Source organism: Aeromonas sp. BIGb0445, from assembly GCF_024809075.1.
GTDB lineage: Bacteria > Pseudomonadota > Gammaproteobacteria > Enterobacterales > Aeromonadaceae > Aeromonas > Aeromonas rivuli.
Map to the genome: position 1 here is coordinate 19,735 of NZ_JANUES010000005.1, position 15,868 is coordinate 35,602.

Here is a 15,868-nt window from a genome sequence, read left to right on the forward strand (position 1 = left end):
TGGCGATATCAAGCCAGCAAGCCCTTGACGGTGGCGAGCAGGGTGCGTACATCCTCGGGGCGGGTCTCGCCACTGGCCTGGTCGATGATGGAGCTGTAGATGTGCGGTATCACCTTGGCGACGCCGGCCTCCAGGGCAATGCGCACTATCTCCTCGAAGTTGTCGAGGTCGATGCCGCCGGTGGGCTCCAGCCAGAAGTCATGGCGGGCGCACGCCTCGGCCACCGCCACATACTCATCCCGGCAGGCGAGGCCATTCATGGGGAAGAACTTGACCGAGCTGCCGCCCATGTCTTTGAGCAGAGCGATGGCGGTATCGATGGGCACTATGCCATCGGCCTGCTGGGCGCTGAGGGCGCCGGTGGAGATCTTGACCATGCCGGGGGTGCCGGTCGGGGAGATGAGACCATTGACCAGGCTCTCGCTCTGACCGAGCAGGGCCCGGCTGGCGCCGACCCCGGTGAACACCTGGTTGACGTGTTGGGGCTGCAGCTGGCGGGCCAGCTCGGCCACCATGGCGGACTGGCGGGGATCCCCTGCGCCCAGGCCGATGGAGAGGGCGTTGTCGATAAGCTTGGCGTACTCACCCATGTCGGCGACGGCGGAGGGCACATCCGGGTAGTTCTTGGAGAGCACGCCGACCAGCACATGGCCCTCGGCGGCTTCATAGACATCGACGGCGTTTTGCCTGGAGCCGGCCAGCACGTTGAGGCAGACACGGTCACGGTAGTAGTTGGGAATAAGGGACATCAGCGGGTCTCCTGGGTTAACTGGGCGATGGCGGTATGGATCTGATCGAGCTGGGCAGGGCTGACGCTGCGCACATCTATCTCGATATGGCCTTCATTGGCCTTGTAGCCGCGACAGTAGATGGCCGGGTTGCCCTGTTGCAGGCGCTGCACCAGCTGGGTCGTACTCATCGGGAGTCTGGCGTGGTCGAAGGCGATGTCGGTGCGGGCGATGTCGCGTCCGGCACTGTCCCACACTGTTCTGGCGCTGACGCCCGGTAGCTGATTGAGCCGCTCGATGAAGGGGGTCATCTTGGCGACCATGGCGGCGCCGCTCTCTTTTTCTTTGACGAGATAGCGTTCGATGGCGTGGGTCAGGCCGAGGATCCCCTCCTTGCCCACCTTCATGGCGCGACCTATGCCGTTGCTCTGCTGCTTGACCCACTCCACATACTGACGTTTGCCGAGCACCAGGCCGCTGGTCGGGCCCTCGATGGCCTTGGCGCCACTGTAGATGACGAGATCGGCGCCGAGTTGATAGTAGAGCTGCAGATCCTCCTCGGCCGCCGCATCGACGATGAGCGGCAACTGGTGAGCCTGGGCCACCTCGACTGCCTCTGCGACCGACAGCATGCTCTTCTGCACGCAGTGGTGAGACTTGATATAGAGGATGGCGGCGGTATTGGGGTTGATGGCGGCGGCCAGTTGGGCGGGGGAGCATTCGTTGGCATAGCCCGCCTCGACCAGCTTGCCGCCCCCCAGATTGATCATGGTGCCGACCGGGGCGCCGAAGTTCACGTTATGGCCCTTGGCCAACAGGATTTCGCTTGGCACCTGATGCGGGTGGGCGTGCAGTTGCTCCAGGCGGTAGGGATCGCCGCGCACTATCATGGCGGCCACCGACTGGGCGATGCCTGCGGAGGCGCAGGAGACCACCACGGCGTCTTCCACATCCAGCAGGCGGGCGATATAGGCGCCGCTCTTGTTGACCAGATCCTTCACTTCAAAGTAGTGATCCAGGCCGAAGTTGACCGCCTCGACCACTTCTTGTTCCGGGGTCGAGGCCCCGAGAATAGTCATGCGGCCGGAGGCGTTGATCACAGGTTTGAGATCATATTTTTCATAGACGGAAGACATGATGAGATTCCCCATGTTGAGTCAGAGTCAGTTTGCCCGCGACCAGGGCGGCAACAGGCATCAGCTGGTGGTCACCGCTGCGGTGCTGCGCCTCGGTATCGGCGAACAGGCGCGGCTGGTGGGCCAGCTCGAACAGGGTCAGGTCGGCATCGGCCCCCAGGGTCAAGCGCCCCTTGCCGCGCAGGCGCAGTGCATCGGCGGCGCGGTCGGTGACGCAGGAGATGACCCGCTCCAGGGGCAGGCCGATGGCCAAGAATTTGGACATGACGTGCGCCAGGCTGTAGACGGGGCCCTTGATGCGGTTCTTGCAGTAGATATCCGAGCTGATGGTGTCCGGCAGCACGCCAGCCTGGATGGCTTGCTCAGCCACCTCGAAACTGAAGCTGGCACCACCGTGGCCGACGTCCATCAGCAGGCCGCGGGTCATGGCGCTGCGTACGGAATGCCTGAGTTCCCCGGCCGGGGTGAGGATGCGATTGGGCTTGCCGTTATAGCAGTGGGTCAGCAGATCCCCGTCGCCGAGCAGGGCGACCAGCTCATCCAGATCCGGCGGGGTGTTACCCACATGCACCATGAGCGGCAAGTTGCCGTTGTCGCGCTGGATCTGCTTGGCGATACGCAGGGGGTCCAGACCGTTTTCGCCCACCACGCTGCCACTCATCCGAGCCTTGATACCGACGATGAAGTCGGGGTGACGGCGGATGGCCGCCTGGGCCAGGGCCGGGTCGATGTCGGCGCGGTTGGCCAGCTCATTCTGGCGCAGCAGACCGATACGGGAGATGTTGAGCAGGGCATGAACCCGGGTCTGACAATGGGCGGTCAGGGCCTGGAAGTCATCCACGTCGTCGGCACCGGTGCTGCCGGCATCGATGACGGTGGTGACGCCGGACTCGACGCCTACCTTGTCCGGCTCATCCTGATAGATGGGGGACCTGGGGTAACAGTGGGTGTGGGAGTCTATCCAGCCAGCGCTGAGATAGAGGTTGCCACCGAGATCCAGCTCGCGGCTGGCGTGGACCTTGTCGAGCTGGCCGAGGGCGGCAATCTTGCCAGCCGCGATGGCCACATCGGTCAGGTCGCCGCAGGCCAGGCGTGCTCGTCTGAAGATGATGTCGTACATAGGATGCCTCGCAGGTTCTGTTCGCCACCCGCGGGTGGCGAACAGAAGGGTCAGGAGATGGCGATCGGGAAGAAGGCGCCCAGCAACATGGCGCCGAGTATGGCCCCCCCCGTGATGGGTTTGCCCCAGAGGTAGAAGAGCAGGGCACCAAACAGGGATCCCAGGCCGATGGGGATGGAAGCCCCGATGGCGGAGAGGATGATCAAGGGGCCCAGGAAGCGGCCTGAACTGTTGCCGGCCCCCATCATCACATCCGCCCCGTAGGTGGAGTCACTCTGGTTCACGGTGAATTTACGGGCCAGTATGATGAGGCCGCCGATGATGACCCCCACGGCCATGCCGGTTGCGAGAGCCGCCCCGAAGTTCTCCACCGGGTACATGATGCCCGCGCCCATCAGCAGCGCCGGGATCCCCAAGCCAACCCCGGTCTGGATGGCGCCACCTATATCGAGTATCCCCACCAGGGAGCCTTCGATGATGCGGGCGAACAGGAAGCTGGCCCCAAAGGCGGCGACAGCACCGTAGACGCCGGTATCAATGCCGGCGCGCAGCATGGAGACGAAGGCCACTTCGTTGAAGGCACCCACCCCGTAGAGGTAGTACATGTGGGTACCGGCAAAGACACCGGCCGAGAGCAGCCCCACGAAGATGGGGAAGGACCAGTCGGCATACCAGAAGTTGTTTCTCAGTTTCTCATCCATGGGATAGCCCTTATTTGCTGCTAAGCAGGTTATGGACATTATCCAGCCACAGGGGGATACCCATGTGGAAAGACTCAATCAGTTTCATGTCGAAGCCGCGGAAGAATCCGCTCAGCACGAACAGCAGCACGATGGCGGTCATCATCACCCTGGTGACGTGGTTCCAGCCGCTCTCTTCGACCCCTTTACCGATCAGGATGCCGAGTACCAGACCCGGTACGGCGTTACCCATGATGAGCTGGGCCAGGCCCCCAAAGATGGTGGCCCAGAAGCCGGACTTCTTGCCCGCCTCTATGGCTGCCAGCCAGAAGATCACCGGCATGATGGTGTTGACCAGCAGGTTGGCGGCGGGCACCAGCACCTTGACGGCGGTCACCTGCAAGGCTTCGGGGACGGCGGCGGCGGTGCTGTTGAGGAAGGTGACCACGATGGCACCAATGATGCCGCCGGCGATGGCCATCTTCTTGGGATCGTGCAAGGTGGTGGCGAGATCCCGGTTCTTGATCATCAGCACGGCAGTGGCCCAGTGCGGGATGATGCGGTGATCCACGTCCTGGGTGAAGGCGCCGGCCGCCACGGTCGAGGCCCAGGCGTTGAAGAAGAAGCCGAGGCCGAAGGAGAAGTGGGAGGCAGGATCCCCTTCACAGGAGTTGAGCTCTCCCAGGGTACGAAACGCCCCCATGCCCTGTACGGTCGGCGCGTGGAACATGCGGGCCGCTCCGGCCCCGACCCCGACGCCTACCAGGCCACCGATGATCAGCGACTTGATAAAAATGATGAGAAACATGCAATTTATCCTTTGTGAATTGCGTTACACCCGGGTGAAGTCCAGCTGCCGGGTATCGATCGCGTTGATGCTGACCTGGATCTCGAGTTCGACCCGAAATTCGTGTCGCGTCCGTGGCAGGAAGAAGAACAGGAACTTCTCGACCCGAATCGACTCTTCCGCCTTGAGCACCTTGACCGCGAGGGGTTCAACCCGCAGCAGCACCTGCTCTGTCTCCTTGAGCAGATTCTGTTGCACCTTGCTGAGGGCCGCGGCAAAGGCTTGTTGCCGGGTGGCCCCCTTGCCGCTCACGACCACCTGGCTGGTGAACTGGTGCTGCATCAGGCGTGACCGTGCTTCTTGGCGAAGGCTTCAATCAGCTTCTGACCCAGCTCTTCCTTGTCCATGAAACCAAAGCCCAGCACCACACAGCCATCATTGATGGCGGTGACCCCCTCTTCGACGGAGCGCATGCCATAGCGGCACTTGTAGCCGTATTTGGTCTGGGCCGTGATGGCGCCAGCGCCGCCGCTGCCGCAGAAGGAGATGCCCAGATCCGCCTGCTCCTTGTGCATCACATCACCGAGCTTCATGTCCGCGGCCATACCGGGGATGACAGTGACCTCTGCCCCGGCCGCACTGGCACCGGCGCCGACTTTCTGGCCCTTGCCGAGACGATCTCCAATCACGAGTTTGATGGCTGACATTTAGTTATCTCCTGTGGTTGCTGGTCGAGCAGCTGAGCTGAGTTCGTTTTCTTTGGCCACTTCGAAGTGGACAGACAACAGATGGGCTTCTTCATAGGCCAGATTATCCAGCCAGGCGACGACCTGTTCGGCCAGTCGCAGGGACAGGGGGGAGATCTCGTCAAACAGGGAGAGATCAACCTCCGGCAGTGCTTCACCACTGTATGAGCGCCACACCATGGCCTTGACGTGGGAGGCGAGCATCTGCTGCTGGACGTCATTGGGGACTATGCCGCGCTCGGCGAGCAGGGGATAGATTCTGGCCAGGGTATCGGTACTCTTGCGCCCTATTTGTGGGCTGTCCGGGGTGAGGTTGTGGCTACTTGCTTGCAAAGTCTTCTCTCCTGATGACAACGAGATGGTGACGACGAGACATGGGCTTACCCTATGCCTCCCCGGAATGGACAGGGAGGCAGGCTTTTTCCACAAGCAAATGGAAATTCGCCATCATCGGCGTTGAGGGGAGGGTTTTCTTGAACTGGATCCGGGGAATGGGCGTCAAGGGGCCCGAGGATGTGAGCCGCCTCACACCCCGGTGGCGCAAGCCGTGGCGAAGCCGGGTGCAGGAAGTGTGACCCTGTTCACATCAGGGAAGGAGGACGGCGAGGGCATGGAGGTGAAGGAGCGGACGGTATGAGTCCCGTCCGCCGCAGGGCAAGTGTCAGCTGGCGCTGGCTGCGCTGGTGCTGCCTTGCTGGTTCTGGTAGCGCAGGTCTTCTTCTATGGTGACCGTCAGTTCGAGGGGCTTGCCGTCGCGGATCACCGAGATCTTCATCTGGGCGCCGGGTCGGCTCTCGACAATCTTATCCATGGCGGCACGGACGCCGCTGATGGCCTCGCCGTTGATCTTGAGCAGCACGTCACCGCGCTGAATGCCCCCTTTGGCAGCAGGACCGGCAGGGTCCAGGCTTTCGACCACCAGGCCACGCAGATCGCCAAGGTTCATCATGCGCGCGACGATGGGATTGATTTCGACGCTGGAGATGCCGAGGTAGCCGCGGATGACCCGGCCATTGCTGATCAATTCGTCCATGATGCGCTTGGCAAGGCGATAGGGGATGGCGAAGCTGATGCCATAGCTCTCCTGGTTGCCACTCAGGTGATAGGCGGCGGTGTTGATACCGACCAGATTGCCATTGGCGTTGACCAGGGCCCCCCCCGAGTTGCCCTCGTTGATGGCGGCATCGGTCTGCAGCAGATCCTGGCGGCCATTGCTGTCGGGCCCCATGCTGGAGAGGCCGAGGCGACCGGTGGCACTGATGATGCCCTGGGTGATGGTCTGGCCGACGTTATAGGGGTTGCCGATGGCGAGCACCACGTCCCCGACGTCCGGGCGCAGATCGGGATCCTGAGGGATCACCGGCAGGTTGTCTGATTCGATATAGAGCACGGCGAGATCGGTGAGCTTGTCGGTACCGACCAGCTCGGCGCTGAACACCCGGCCATCTTGCAGCGCGACAATGATCTGGTCCGCATCGGCGATGACATGGTAGTTGGTCAGCACATGGCCACGGGGGTTCATGATGACCCCGGAACCCAGCCCCTGAGGCCTGAGCTCGGCCTTCTCGCCACGATTGCCAGCGAAACTGCGGGTGTAGATGTTGACCACGGCAGGACCTGCGCGGTGGGCGGCATAGGAGAAGCTCATCTCCCGATTGTTACTGATGAGGTCGGGCAGCAGGGCACCGCCTCTGAGGCTGGGGAAGAACAACAGCAATAGGGCCGCGACCGTGAGGCCAAAGGCGACTGACTTGCCCAAGTAACTGATCAGAGGTGGGATTTTCATTTCATTCTCATTGCGGCTCGCTGCCAGCAGAGAATAACACTAACGGTGCATAAAAATCACCCGCGACCTGGGTCGCGGGTGATGGGGGTTAATGCATGCTCATGAAGGGATCAGCGGATCACCAGGTAGAGCGAGGAGTCGCCGCGCTGGATGTTGAGGGCCAGCACATCCGGCTTGTTCTTCAACGCCTTGGTCAGGTCGGCAAGGGCATTCACTCTCAGCCGGTTGACCCCGATGATGATGTCGCCCTTCTGCAGGCCGGAAGCGGCTGCCGGAGAGCGCGGATCTATCTCGGAGACGGCAACACCCGCCACGGGGTCCGTGGTGGTACTGAGCTTGGCGCCTTCCAGAGCCGGATGCAGGGCACTGGCACGCACCTCGCTGTCATCGGCCTGTTTCAGGGTGACCTTGACGCTCTGCTCCTTGCCATCACGCACTATGCCCAGGGTGACTTGTTTGCCGGCACCCATGGTCGCGATTTTGGCACGCAGTTCCCCAAACGAACGTATGGGCTTGCCATCTATGCTGGAGATGATGTCCCCGGCCTTGATGCCAGCCTTGTCGGCGGAGGAGCCCGGCATGACCTGGTTGACGAAGGCACCATTCTGCTTGGTTGAGCCGAAGGTCTTGGCCAGATCCGAGGTCAGCTCGGCACCGGTGATGCCCAGCTGGCCACGGCGCACTTCACCGAACTTGATGATCTGATCGGACAGGTCGCGCACCATGTTGGATGGAATGGCGAAGCCAATGCCGATGTTGCCCCCATTCGGACCCAGGATGGCGGTGTTGATGCCGATCAGCTCGCCACGCAGGTTGAGCAAGGCGCCACCCGAGTTGCCCGAGTTGATGGCCGCGTCAGTCTGAATAAAGTTTTCGAAGTTCTCGATGTTCAGGCCGCTGCGCCCCAAGGCGGAGACGATGCCTGAGGTGACGGTCTGACCCAGGCCGAAGGGGTTGCCGATGGCCAGGGCATAATCCCCGACTCTCAGTTCGTCGGAGTCAGCCAGCTTGATGGCCGTCAGGTCATCCGCCTTGATCTGCAGCAGGGCGATATCGGACTGCTTGTCTTCGCCGATCTTCTTGGCCGTGAATTCGCGGCCATCCTTGAGGCTGACCTTGATCTCATCCGCTTCGTGGATCACGTGAGCATTGGTGATCACATAGCCTTTCTTGGCATCAATGATGACCCCGGAGCCGAGCGCCTGGAAAGGCTGTTCGCTGACCTGTTCATCAGGCATGTTGGGGCCGAAGAAGAAGCGGAATTGCTCGGGCAGACGCTGTCTGGTGACTTTCTTGCCGGAGACAGAGATGTTGACCACAGCAGGAGTCACCTGTTCCAGCACGGGGGCCAGACTCGGGATCTCCTGATTTCCCATCAGGGAGGGCAGTGCCGCCTGGGCAGGGGCCGCAGACATGGCGATACCGACGCTGAGGGCTAGCACGCTGAGCAGAGAAAGAGGTTTACGCATATGAATAACAGCTCCCAGTTAATTGACAGTGCTTTTGCCAAGAATCTGACTACGGATCAAGGAATTAGTTCCAGGAAAGTGTCAGCTGGATTGCTTGAGCAGGCCTGAGGCGCTACCGGCATAGTCCCGCGGAGGCAGACCCTGGCTCTCTTCATCCTTGGTTTGTGTCGGTTCGACTTCTTGCTCGCGGAACAGGGGTTCCTCGGCCTTGGCCAGGAATTTGCTCTGTTCGGCCATGTGGCGATAGAGGGTCTGGTACTGCTCGGCTAGCTGCTCCATCAGGGCGGCGCTGTCGGCAAAGTGAGTGTTGATCTGGCCCTGGTAACTCTCCATGTCCTTGCGGGCCGTGCTGAGTTCGCGCTCGAGGCGACCGGCATCACGGCTACGTACCGAGAAACGACCAATCAGGACGCCGATAATCAGGGCGGCAACGGCCAGCAGGATCCCATTTAACAGACTCATAGATGCTCCTTGTTACAGCTAATTCAACATGTGGATGATGGCCCAGAATGGCCGTCAACCCTGGTGGCACTATACCGTGCACCCCGGGGCCGTGATACCCTTTTGTCCTCTATTCAGGGACTTGGAGACGTTTGACAGGATGACCCCGCAGCAAAAATATCAGCAAGATCTGCAACGCTCTGATTTTCAGGCCGATCCGGCCCAGGCGATGGCAGTGGCACATCTGGAGCGACTCTATCAGGATTTGTGCGCTCCCCCGACTCCGACCAGATCCCGTGGTTGGCTGGGCTGGTTGCAAAAACCGCAAGCCGTCACGCCTGTCCGGGGATTATATATGTGGGGTGGGGTCGGCCGGGGCAAGACCTGGTTGATGGATATTTTTTTTGACGCCCTGCCCGGGGATCGTAAGTTACGGGTGCATTTTCACCGTTTCATGCACAGGGTTCATGATGAACTCAGAGGCTTGACCGGTCAGGCCGATCCTCTGGAACTCATTGCCAGCAAGCTGGCCAGCGAGACAGACATCATCTGTTTCGATGAGTTTTTTGTCTCGGACATCACCGATGCCATGCTGCTGGGCACCCTGTTCCAGGCGCTGTTTGGCCACGGCGTCGTGCTGGTGGCGACCTCCAATATTCCCCCCAAGGATCTCTACCGCAATGGGCTGCAACGGGCGCGCTTTCTGCCAGCCATCGCGCTGATCGAACAGCATTGCGAGATCCTCAATGTCGATGGGGGAGTCGATTACCGGCTGCGGACATTGGAGCAGGCCGAGATCTATCACCATCCCCTCGACGGGGACGCAAGATCGAACCTGGAGCGCTATTTCCAGCAACTGACCGGGCAGAAGCAACCAGTGCCATTGGCCATCGAAGTGAATCATCGTCAGTTGCAGACACTGGGGGCCGAGGAGGGACTGCTCTACATCAGCTTCGATCAACTCTGTCGGAGCGCCCGCTCTCAAGGGGATTACATCGAGCTGTCACGGCTGTTTCATACCGTGTTGCTGGCCGAGGTACAACCAATGGGGGCGGGGTCGGACGATGCAGCCCGGCGTTTCATTGCCATGGTTGACGAGTTCTATGAGCGTCACGTCAAGCTCATCATTTCGGCAGCCGTCCCCATGGCGGAACTCTACAGCGGAGGCTTGCTCAGCTTCGAGTTCAAACGCTGCCTTTCACGACTGCAGGAGATGCAATCGCACGAATACCTTGCCAGAGTGCACCTTCCTTAGTCACAATACCCGCGCCTGCCAGTCGGATGGGCATCTGCGGCAGGTAGGGTCGGGCGACATTTGCTAGCGTCATGGCAGTGAAATTAGCAGGTGATATTTAAGGCAACTTCACTTATAATCGCCCGGCCCACGTTACAGCTGTCGATAAGACAGCAATACTTTAAAGCTTTACTTGTATTCGAAGGGGTACAGGTAGGCCATCGTTTGTTGCTTGTGGGCGAGCCCCCATAAGCAATTGGGTCTGTAACAGGTAATTGGGTTTAACTTAATGAAAACTTTCGTTGCCAAGCCAGAAACCGTAAAACGTGACTGGTACATTGTGGACGCAGAAGGTAAAACTCTGGGTCGTATCGCAACTGAGATTGCTTCTCGTCTGCGTGGTAAGCACAAAGCTGAGTATACTCCGCACGTTGACACCGGTGATTACATCATCGTTGTAAACGCTGAGAAGGTGCATGTTACCGGTAAGAAATTTACCGATAAAATCTACCATTCTCACTCCGGTTTCCCGGGTGGTATCAAGTCAATCAGCTTCGACAAGCTGATCAAGCGTAAACCGGAAATGGTAATCGAAGCTGCTATCAAAGGCATGCTGCCGAAAGGTCCTCTGGGCCGTGCCATGTTCCGTAAACTGAAAGTTTACGCAGGCGCCGAGCATGCTCATGCTGCTCAGCAACCTCAAGTACTGGATATCTAATCGGGAACTGGCAACATGGCAGAAAATCAATACTACGGTACCGGCCGTCGCAAAAGCTCCACTGCTCGCGTCTTTATCAAAGCGGGTAGCGGTAAAATCGTAATCAACCAGCGCTCCCTGGAGCAGTACTTCGGTCGTCCGACTGCCCGTATGGTAGTTCGTCAGCCGCTGGAACTGGTTGAAATGACCGAAAAACTGGATCTGTACATCACCGTTAACGGTGGTGGCATCTCCGGTCAAGCTGGTGCGATCCGTCACGGTATCACTCGTGCTCTGATGCAGTACGATGAGACCCTGCGCGGTGAACTGCGTAAAGCAGGCTTTGTTACTCGTGATGCCCGTAAGGTTGAGCGTAAGAAAGTCGGTCTGCACAAAGCTCGTAAGCGTCCGCAGTACTCCAAGCGTTAATTCGCTTTTGGTACTCACTCTTTCGAGTGTTAAAAAAGCCTGGCAGCCGCCAGGCTTTTTTTATTGGTAACGTTTCGATAGCCATTGCTAACCTCACGTCACAAAAGACAAAAAATTGTGTCTTTATTGTTTTTGCCCTTCGCTTCTCTTTCTTGTCAATTTGTTATCTTTTCTTTAAAATTTCCTCGATTTTTCTGTGACAATTGTAACTCCTGCTTCCGCCACTGTTGTCACAGGGGAACAGGGACATTATAAGAATGCGCCGAGTCCACATGGGAGAGTTTTTGGATGAGCAATGCGCCAGTTGATACCGGCCGCCGCAGATTTCTTACCTGGTCAACGATCGCCGTTGGTGGGGTAGGGGCTGCTTTTACCGCAGTGCCGTTTATAAAATCATGGAACCCGAGTGCCAAGGCCAAGGCTGCTGGCGCTCCGGTTGAAGTCGACATTAGCAAGTTGGAGCCGGGTCAACTCATTCGCGTTGAATGGCGCGGCAAGCCGGTTTGGGTGGTCAATCGCTCCAAGCAGATCCTGGATGGCCTGCCGACGCACGATAACCTGTTGCGCGATCCAAAGTCCGATGAGCCCCAACAACCTGACTATGCCCATAATGGATACAGATCCATCAAGCCGGAAATCTTCGTGGCTGTTGGTATCTGTACTCATTTGGGTTGCTCCCCGTCTTATCTGCCGGACAGCTTCGGTGAACAGGTCGAAGGGGTCAGTTCTGGCTTTTTCTGCCCCTGTCATGGCTCCAAGTTTGACATGGCCGGTCGCGTGTTTCAGGGGGTTCCTGCCCCATTGAACCTGGTGATCCCGCCGTACCAGTATCTCAACGACACCACCATCCTGGTCGGTGCCGATGGCAAGGAGGCCTGACCATGTTTGCCAAATTGATGGGCTGGATCGATTATCGTTTTCCGCTCACAGCCATGTACAACGACCACATGGCCAAGTACCCGGCACCGAAGAACCTCAATTTTTGGTACTTTTTCGGGTCCCTTGCCATGCTGGTGCTGGTTAACCAGATAGTCACAGGCATCTGGCTGACCATGAACTACAACCCGTCGGCCGAGGGTGCTTTCGCCTCTGTCGAATACATCATGCGGGATGTGGATTACGGCTGGCTGCTGCGCTACATGCACAGTACCGGCGCCTCCGCCTTCTTCGTGGTGGTCTATCTGCACATGTTCCGTGGCCTCATCTATGGTTCCTACCAGAAGCCCCGTGAGCTGCTATGGATCTTCGGCATGCTGATCTTCCTGGTATTGATGGCGGAAGCCTTCATGGGGTACTTGTTGCCCTGGGGGCAGATGTCCTTCTGGGGCGCTCAGGTCATCATCTCGTTGTTTGGTGCCATCCCGGTGATCGGTGACGATCTGACCCTGTGGATCCGGGGTGACTATGTTATCTCGGGGGCAACACTCACCCGCTTCTTTGCACTGCATGTCATCGCATTGCCGCTAGTCATAGTGTTGCTGGTTGCCATGCATATTTTGGCACTGCATGAGGTGGGCTCCAACAACCCGGACGGGATCGAGATCAAGGCACACAAGGACGAGAATGGCTGGCCGCTGGATGCCGTTGCCTTCCATCCCTACTTCACCGTCAAGGACATGATAGGTGTGGCCGGGTTCCTGTTCTTCTTCTGCGCCATCATCTTCTTCAAGCCGGACATGTGGGGTTATTTCCTCGAGAAGCCGAACTTTGAAGTGGCGAATGGTCTGAAGACCCCGGAGCATATCGCCCCGGTCTGGTACTTCACTCCTTTCTACGCCATCTTGCGTGCGGTGCCGGACAAGTTGCTCGGTGTCATCATGATGGGCCTCTCCATCGTCGTGCTCTTCCTGTTGCCATGGCTGGATCGCTGCAAGGTGCGTTCGGTACGCTACCGCAGCATCCTGCACAAGCTGAACATCGCCCAGTTTGTGGTCTGCTTCGTCATTCTCGGTGTGCTTGGCGTATTGCCCTCCACCCCGACACTGACCCTGCTTGCCCAGATCTGTTCGCTTGGTTATTTCGGGTTCTTTGTCCTGCTCTATTTCTATAGCAAGAACGAAAATACCAAGCCGCTGCCGGAGAGGATCACATTCAAATGAAACGAATAATCTTTGCTGTGCTGGCTCTGCTCCCCGGACTGGCGATGGCGGCCACTCATGGTGTGGCCCTGGACAAGGCTGATTATGATCTGAGCGACAAGGCGTCTTTGCAGCGTGGCGCGACCACCTTCATGAACTACTGTGCAGGCTGCCATTCCACCCAGTATCAGCGTTACAACCGGGTGGCTGAGGATTTGGATATACCCGAGGATCTGATGCGGGACAATCTCATCTTCAACGGTGCCAAGGTGGGGGATCTGATGAAGAGCTCCATCGCCGAGAAGGATGCTGCCCGCTGGTTCGGTGCACCGCCACCGGACTTGACGCTGGTTGCCCGGGTGCGTGGTGCAGACTGGATCTACACCTACCTGCGCTCCTTCTACGTGGATCCGACGCGCCCATTCGGGGTGAATAACCTGGTGTTCCCCTCTGTGGGCATGCCCCATGTGCTGGAGCCGCTGCAGGGTACTCCACGTCTGGAACAGGAGACCCGCCTGGTCGATGGGCAAGAGGTGCAGGAGACTATTGGCATCAAATCCGATGGCAATGGTGAAATGACCAACGAAGAATATGATCAGACGGTACTGGATCTGGTAAACTTCTTGGTCTACTCGGCTGAGCCGGTCAAACTGGAGCGCGAACGCATGGGCTTCTGGGTGCTGGGCTTTATCGCGATCTTCTTCATCTTCACTGTGCTGTTGAAGAAGGAATTCTGGCGCGACGTTCACTAAGCGACCAGATCCGAGTAATATAATGCACGGCAATGAGGTCCAAGTTACTTCATTGCCGTTTCTGCTTTTTAATGACGGGAGGGTTCAATGGCTGTAGCTGCCAATAAGCGTTCGGTAATGACGCTGTTTTCCGGTGCCAACGATATGTTCAGCCATCAGGTGCGCATTGTCCTGGCGGAGAAGGGTGTTAGCGTAGATATCTGCCAGGTTGACCCGAGCAACCTGCCGGATGAACTGGCTGAGCTGAACCCGTACAACTCGGTGCCGACTCTGGTGGATCGTGAGCTTGCACTCTATACCTCACGCATCATCATGGAGTATCTGGACGAGCGCTTCCCTCATCCGCCACTGATGCCTGTCTACCCGGTTGCTCGTGGTAACAGCCGTCTGATGATGCATCGCATCGAACTGGACTGGTACAGTCTGGCCGACAAGATCATGGCAGGCACCGATGTCGAGGCGGCACGCAACGAGTTGCGTGACAATCTGTTGGCCATCGCCCCCATCTTCGGTGAAATGCCTTATTTCATGAGCGAAGAGTTCGGTCTGGTCGACTGCTACATGGCTCCGTTGCTGTGGCGTCTGCCGAGCCTGGGGATCGATCTGGGTGGCCGTGGCGCGAAAGAGCTGAAGGCCTATATGGTTCGTCTGTTCGAGCGTGAGTCCTTCCAGGCATCGCTCACTGAAGCTGAGCGCGAGATCCGCTCCGGTATATGAGTATGGAACCGACAATGACCCCGAGCCGCCCGTACCTGTTGCGGGCGTTCTTTGACTGGCTGCTGGACAATGACTTGACGCCTCACCTGGTGGTGAACGTCAACATTCCCCATGTGCAGGTGCCGCTGCAATTTGCCCAAGATGGGCAGATAGTGCTGAACATAGCGCCGCGAGCGGTGATGCAGTTCCACATGGATAATGATGCTATCAGCTTCAGCGCCCGCTTTGGTGGCGTGTCCCAGCAGGTTTATATTCCCATGGCGGCCATAGTGGCCATCCATGCCAGAGAGAACGGTGTTGGTACTCTGTTCCCGCCCGAGCCAGCTTATGACCTCTGGCTGGAGCAGGCGGAAGATCAGGCGCAACCTGAGCCTGAACCGCCGCGCCCCACGGGCAGGCCGAGTCTCACTGTCATCAAGTAACCTCGTTGAATCAATAAAAACGCAGCCAATCGGCTGCGTTTTTTTATTTCGGATGCGAGGCCCGCGTCAGTCCTGAGCGTATTCGAACGCCTTGATGACCCGGGTCACACCGCTGACGTGGCGGGCAATCTCGACCGACTGTTCCGCCTCTTTACGGGTCACCAGACCGATCAGGAAGACCTCGCCGTTCTCTGTCACCACCTTGACCTTGGTACTGTCGAAGTCCTTGGCGGCCAGCATGTCGGTGCGCACCTTGGAGGTGATCCAGGAGTCGTTGCTGCGGGTACCTATGCTCACCGGTTTGCCAAGGCGCAGTTCGTTGTAAACGTGACGAACGCCCTCAATGCGGCCAACCGACTGGCCTGCGGTCTGCTTGTAAGCATCGGTTGGTGTCTGACCGACCAGCAGCACGCGGCCATTATTGCTGTAGACACTGATCTTGCTGGCCGCAGAGAGCTGCTTGTTGTCTGCCAGCACGTTGGACGCTTTCAACTCGATGGCCTGATCGTCCCACTGGGTGCTCAGGGTGCGGCGATCGCCGGCGCTGGATGCGGTACCGGCGGCACCACCGACCAGCACGGCCGCACAGCCTTGCAGCAGGAGAGTTCCGGCCACCAGGGTCAGGGTCAGCGTGGTTTTTTTCAAG

At 58.7% G+C, this 15,868-nt stretch carries 20 protein-coding genes; 8 read left to right on the plus strand and 12 right to left on the minus strand.

Features of this window, described 5'->3' with window-relative positions; translation table 11 throughout:
* Positions 1-8 precede the first annotated feature (8 nt).
* The 11 genes from M2367_RS11940 to M2367_RS11990 all read right to left on the minus strand — a co-directional run bounded on the left by M2367_RS11940 (position 9) and on the right by M2367_RS11990 (position 8,914).
* Entirely contained in the window at positions 9-749 is a 741-nt protein-coding gene (locus tag M2367_RS11940; RefSeq protein WP_259236815.1) for a 2-dehydro-3-deoxy-phosphogluconate aldolase, read from the minus strand.
* Complete coding sequence (locus M2367_RS11945; protein WP_259236816.1) at positions 749-1,864, minus strand: DgaE family pyridoxal phosphate-dependent ammonia lyase; 1,116 nt, start codon at positions 1,862-1,864, stop codon at positions 749-751. The genes M2367_RS11940 and M2367_RS11945 overlap by 1 nt, the downstream gene beginning before the upstream one ends.
* Positions 1,848-2,984, minus strand: coding sequence for an amidohydrolase/deacetylase family metallohydrolase (locus M2367_RS11950; protein WP_259236817.1), 1,137 nt, complete (start codon positions 2,982-2,984; stop codon positions 1,848-1,850). The genes M2367_RS11945 and M2367_RS11950 overlap by 17 nt, the downstream gene beginning before the upstream one ends.
* Positions 2,985-3,034: 50 nt before the next feature.
* Positions 3,035-3,685 carry a DUF4310 family protein gene (locus tag M2367_RS11955; protein ID WP_042041900.1) on the minus strand — a complete coding sequence of 217 codons (651 nt, stop codon included), beginning with the start codon at positions 3,683-3,685 and terminating at the stop codon, positions 3,035-3,037.
* A 10-nt stretch (positions 3,686-3,695) separates the two neighbouring features.
* Positions 3,696-4,472: a DUF4311 domain-containing protein gene (locus M2367_RS11960; RefSeq protein ID WP_042041899.1), complete on the minus strand. Its 777-nt coding sequence runs from the start codon at positions 4,470-4,472 to the stop codon at positions 3,696-3,698.
* Positions 4,473-4,496: 24 nt separating this feature from the next.
* Positions 4,497-4,793 carry a DUF4312 family protein gene (locus M2367_RS11965; RefSeq protein WP_042041898.1) on the minus strand — a complete coding sequence of 99 codons (297 nt, stop codon included), beginning with the start codon at positions 4,791-4,793 and terminating at the stop codon, positions 4,497-4,499.
* Complete coding sequence (locus M2367_RS11970; RefSeq protein WP_259236818.1) at positions 4,793-5,158, minus strand: glycine-rich SFCGS family protein; 366 nt, start codon at positions 5,156-5,158, stop codon at positions 4,793-4,795. The genes M2367_RS11965 and M2367_RS11970 overlap by 1 nt, the downstream gene beginning before the upstream one ends.
* Positions 5,159-5,530 carry a transcriptional regulator gene (locus tag M2367_RS11975; RefSeq protein ID WP_224431896.1) on the minus strand — a complete coding sequence of 124 codons (372 nt, stop codon included), beginning with the start codon at positions 5,528-5,530 and terminating at the stop codon, positions 5,159-5,161.
* Positions 5,531-5,858: 328 nt separating this feature from the next.
* Positions 5,859-6,983 carry an outer membrane-stress sensor serine endopeptidase DegS gene (gene degS, locus M2367_RS11980; protein ID WP_042041896.1) on the minus strand — a complete coding sequence of 375 codons (1,125 nt, stop codon included), beginning with the start codon at positions 6,981-6,983 and terminating at the stop codon, positions 5,859-5,861.
* Positions 6,984-7,093: 110 nt separating this feature from the next.
* Complete coding sequence (locus tag M2367_RS11985) at positions 7,094-8,452, minus strand: DegQ family serine endoprotease (RefSeq protein ID WP_042041895.1); 1,359 nt, start codon at positions 8,450-8,452, stop codon at positions 7,094-7,096.
* 81 nt (positions 8,453-8,533) lie between these two features.
* Positions 8,534-8,914 (minus strand): YhcB family protein, encoded by a 381-nt coding sequence (locus M2367_RS11990; protein WP_259236819.1) that lies wholly within the window; start codon positions 8,912-8,914, stop codon positions 8,534-8,536.
* A 139-nt stretch (positions 8,915-9,053) separates the two neighbouring features.
* On the opposite strand from M2367_RS11990, the gene zapE reads away from it, so the two are divergent.
* The 8 genes from zapE to M2367_RS12030 all read left to right on the plus strand — a co-directional run bounded on the left by zapE (position 9,054) and on the right by M2367_RS12030 (position 15,222).
* Positions 9,054-10,148 carry a cell division protein ZapE gene (gene zapE, locus M2367_RS11995; protein WP_259236820.1) on the plus strand — a complete coding sequence of 365 codons (1,095 nt, stop codon included), beginning with the start codon at positions 9,054-9,056 and terminating at the stop codon, positions 10,146-10,148.
* A gap of 268 nt (positions 10,149-10,416) precedes the next feature.
* Complete coding sequence (gene rplM, locus M2367_RS12000; protein ID WP_042019612.1) at positions 10,417-10,845, plus strand: 50S ribosomal protein L13; 429 nt, start codon at positions 10,417-10,419, stop codon at positions 10,843-10,845.
* Between the two features lie 15 nt (positions 10,846-10,860).
* A complete protein-coding gene (gene rpsI, locus M2367_RS12005) occupies positions 10,861-11,253 on the plus strand; it encodes a 30S ribosomal protein S9 (RefSeq protein ID WP_005891084.1) in 393 nt (130 codons plus the stop codon).
* Between the two features lie 288 nt (positions 11,254-11,541).
* Entirely contained in the window at positions 11,542-12,132 is a 591-nt protein-coding gene (gene petA, locus M2367_RS12010) for a ubiquinol-cytochrome c reductase iron-sulfur subunit (protein ID WP_042041892.1), read from the plus strand.
* Between the two features lie 2 nt (positions 12,133-12,134).
* Positions 12,135-13,352, plus strand: coding sequence for a cytochrome bc complex cytochrome b subunit (locus M2367_RS12015; RefSeq protein WP_042041891.1), 1,218 nt, complete (start codon positions 12,135-12,137; stop codon positions 13,350-13,352).
* Positions 13,349-14,083 (plus strand): cytochrome c1, encoded by a 735-nt coding sequence (locus M2367_RS12020; protein ID WP_224431899.1) that lies wholly within the window; start codon positions 13,349-13,351, stop codon positions 14,081-14,083. The genes M2367_RS12015 and M2367_RS12020 overlap by 4 nt, the downstream gene beginning before the upstream one ends.
* An 87-nt stretch (positions 14,084-14,170) precedes the next feature.
* Positions 14,171-14,800 carry a stringent starvation protein SspA gene (gene sspA, locus M2367_RS12025; RefSeq protein ID WP_005891096.1) on the plus strand — a complete coding sequence of 210 codons (630 nt, stop codon included), beginning with the start codon at positions 14,171-14,173 and terminating at the stop codon, positions 14,798-14,800.
* A complete protein-coding gene (locus M2367_RS12030) occupies positions 14,797-15,222 on the plus strand; it encodes a ClpXP protease specificity-enhancing factor (RefSeq protein WP_042041888.1) in 426 nt (141 codons plus the stop codon). The genes sspA and M2367_RS12030 overlap by 4 nt, the downstream gene beginning before the upstream one ends.
* Before the next feature lie 66 nt (positions 15,223-15,288).
* Here the strand turns inward: M2367_RS12030 and dolP are convergent, their stop codons facing one another.
* Entirely contained in the window at positions 15,289-15,867 is a 579-nt protein-coding gene (gene dolP / locus M2367_RS12035) for a division/outer membrane stress-associated lipid-binding lipoprotein (protein ID WP_259236821.1), read from the minus strand.
* Position 15,868: the final 1 nt, after the last annotated feature.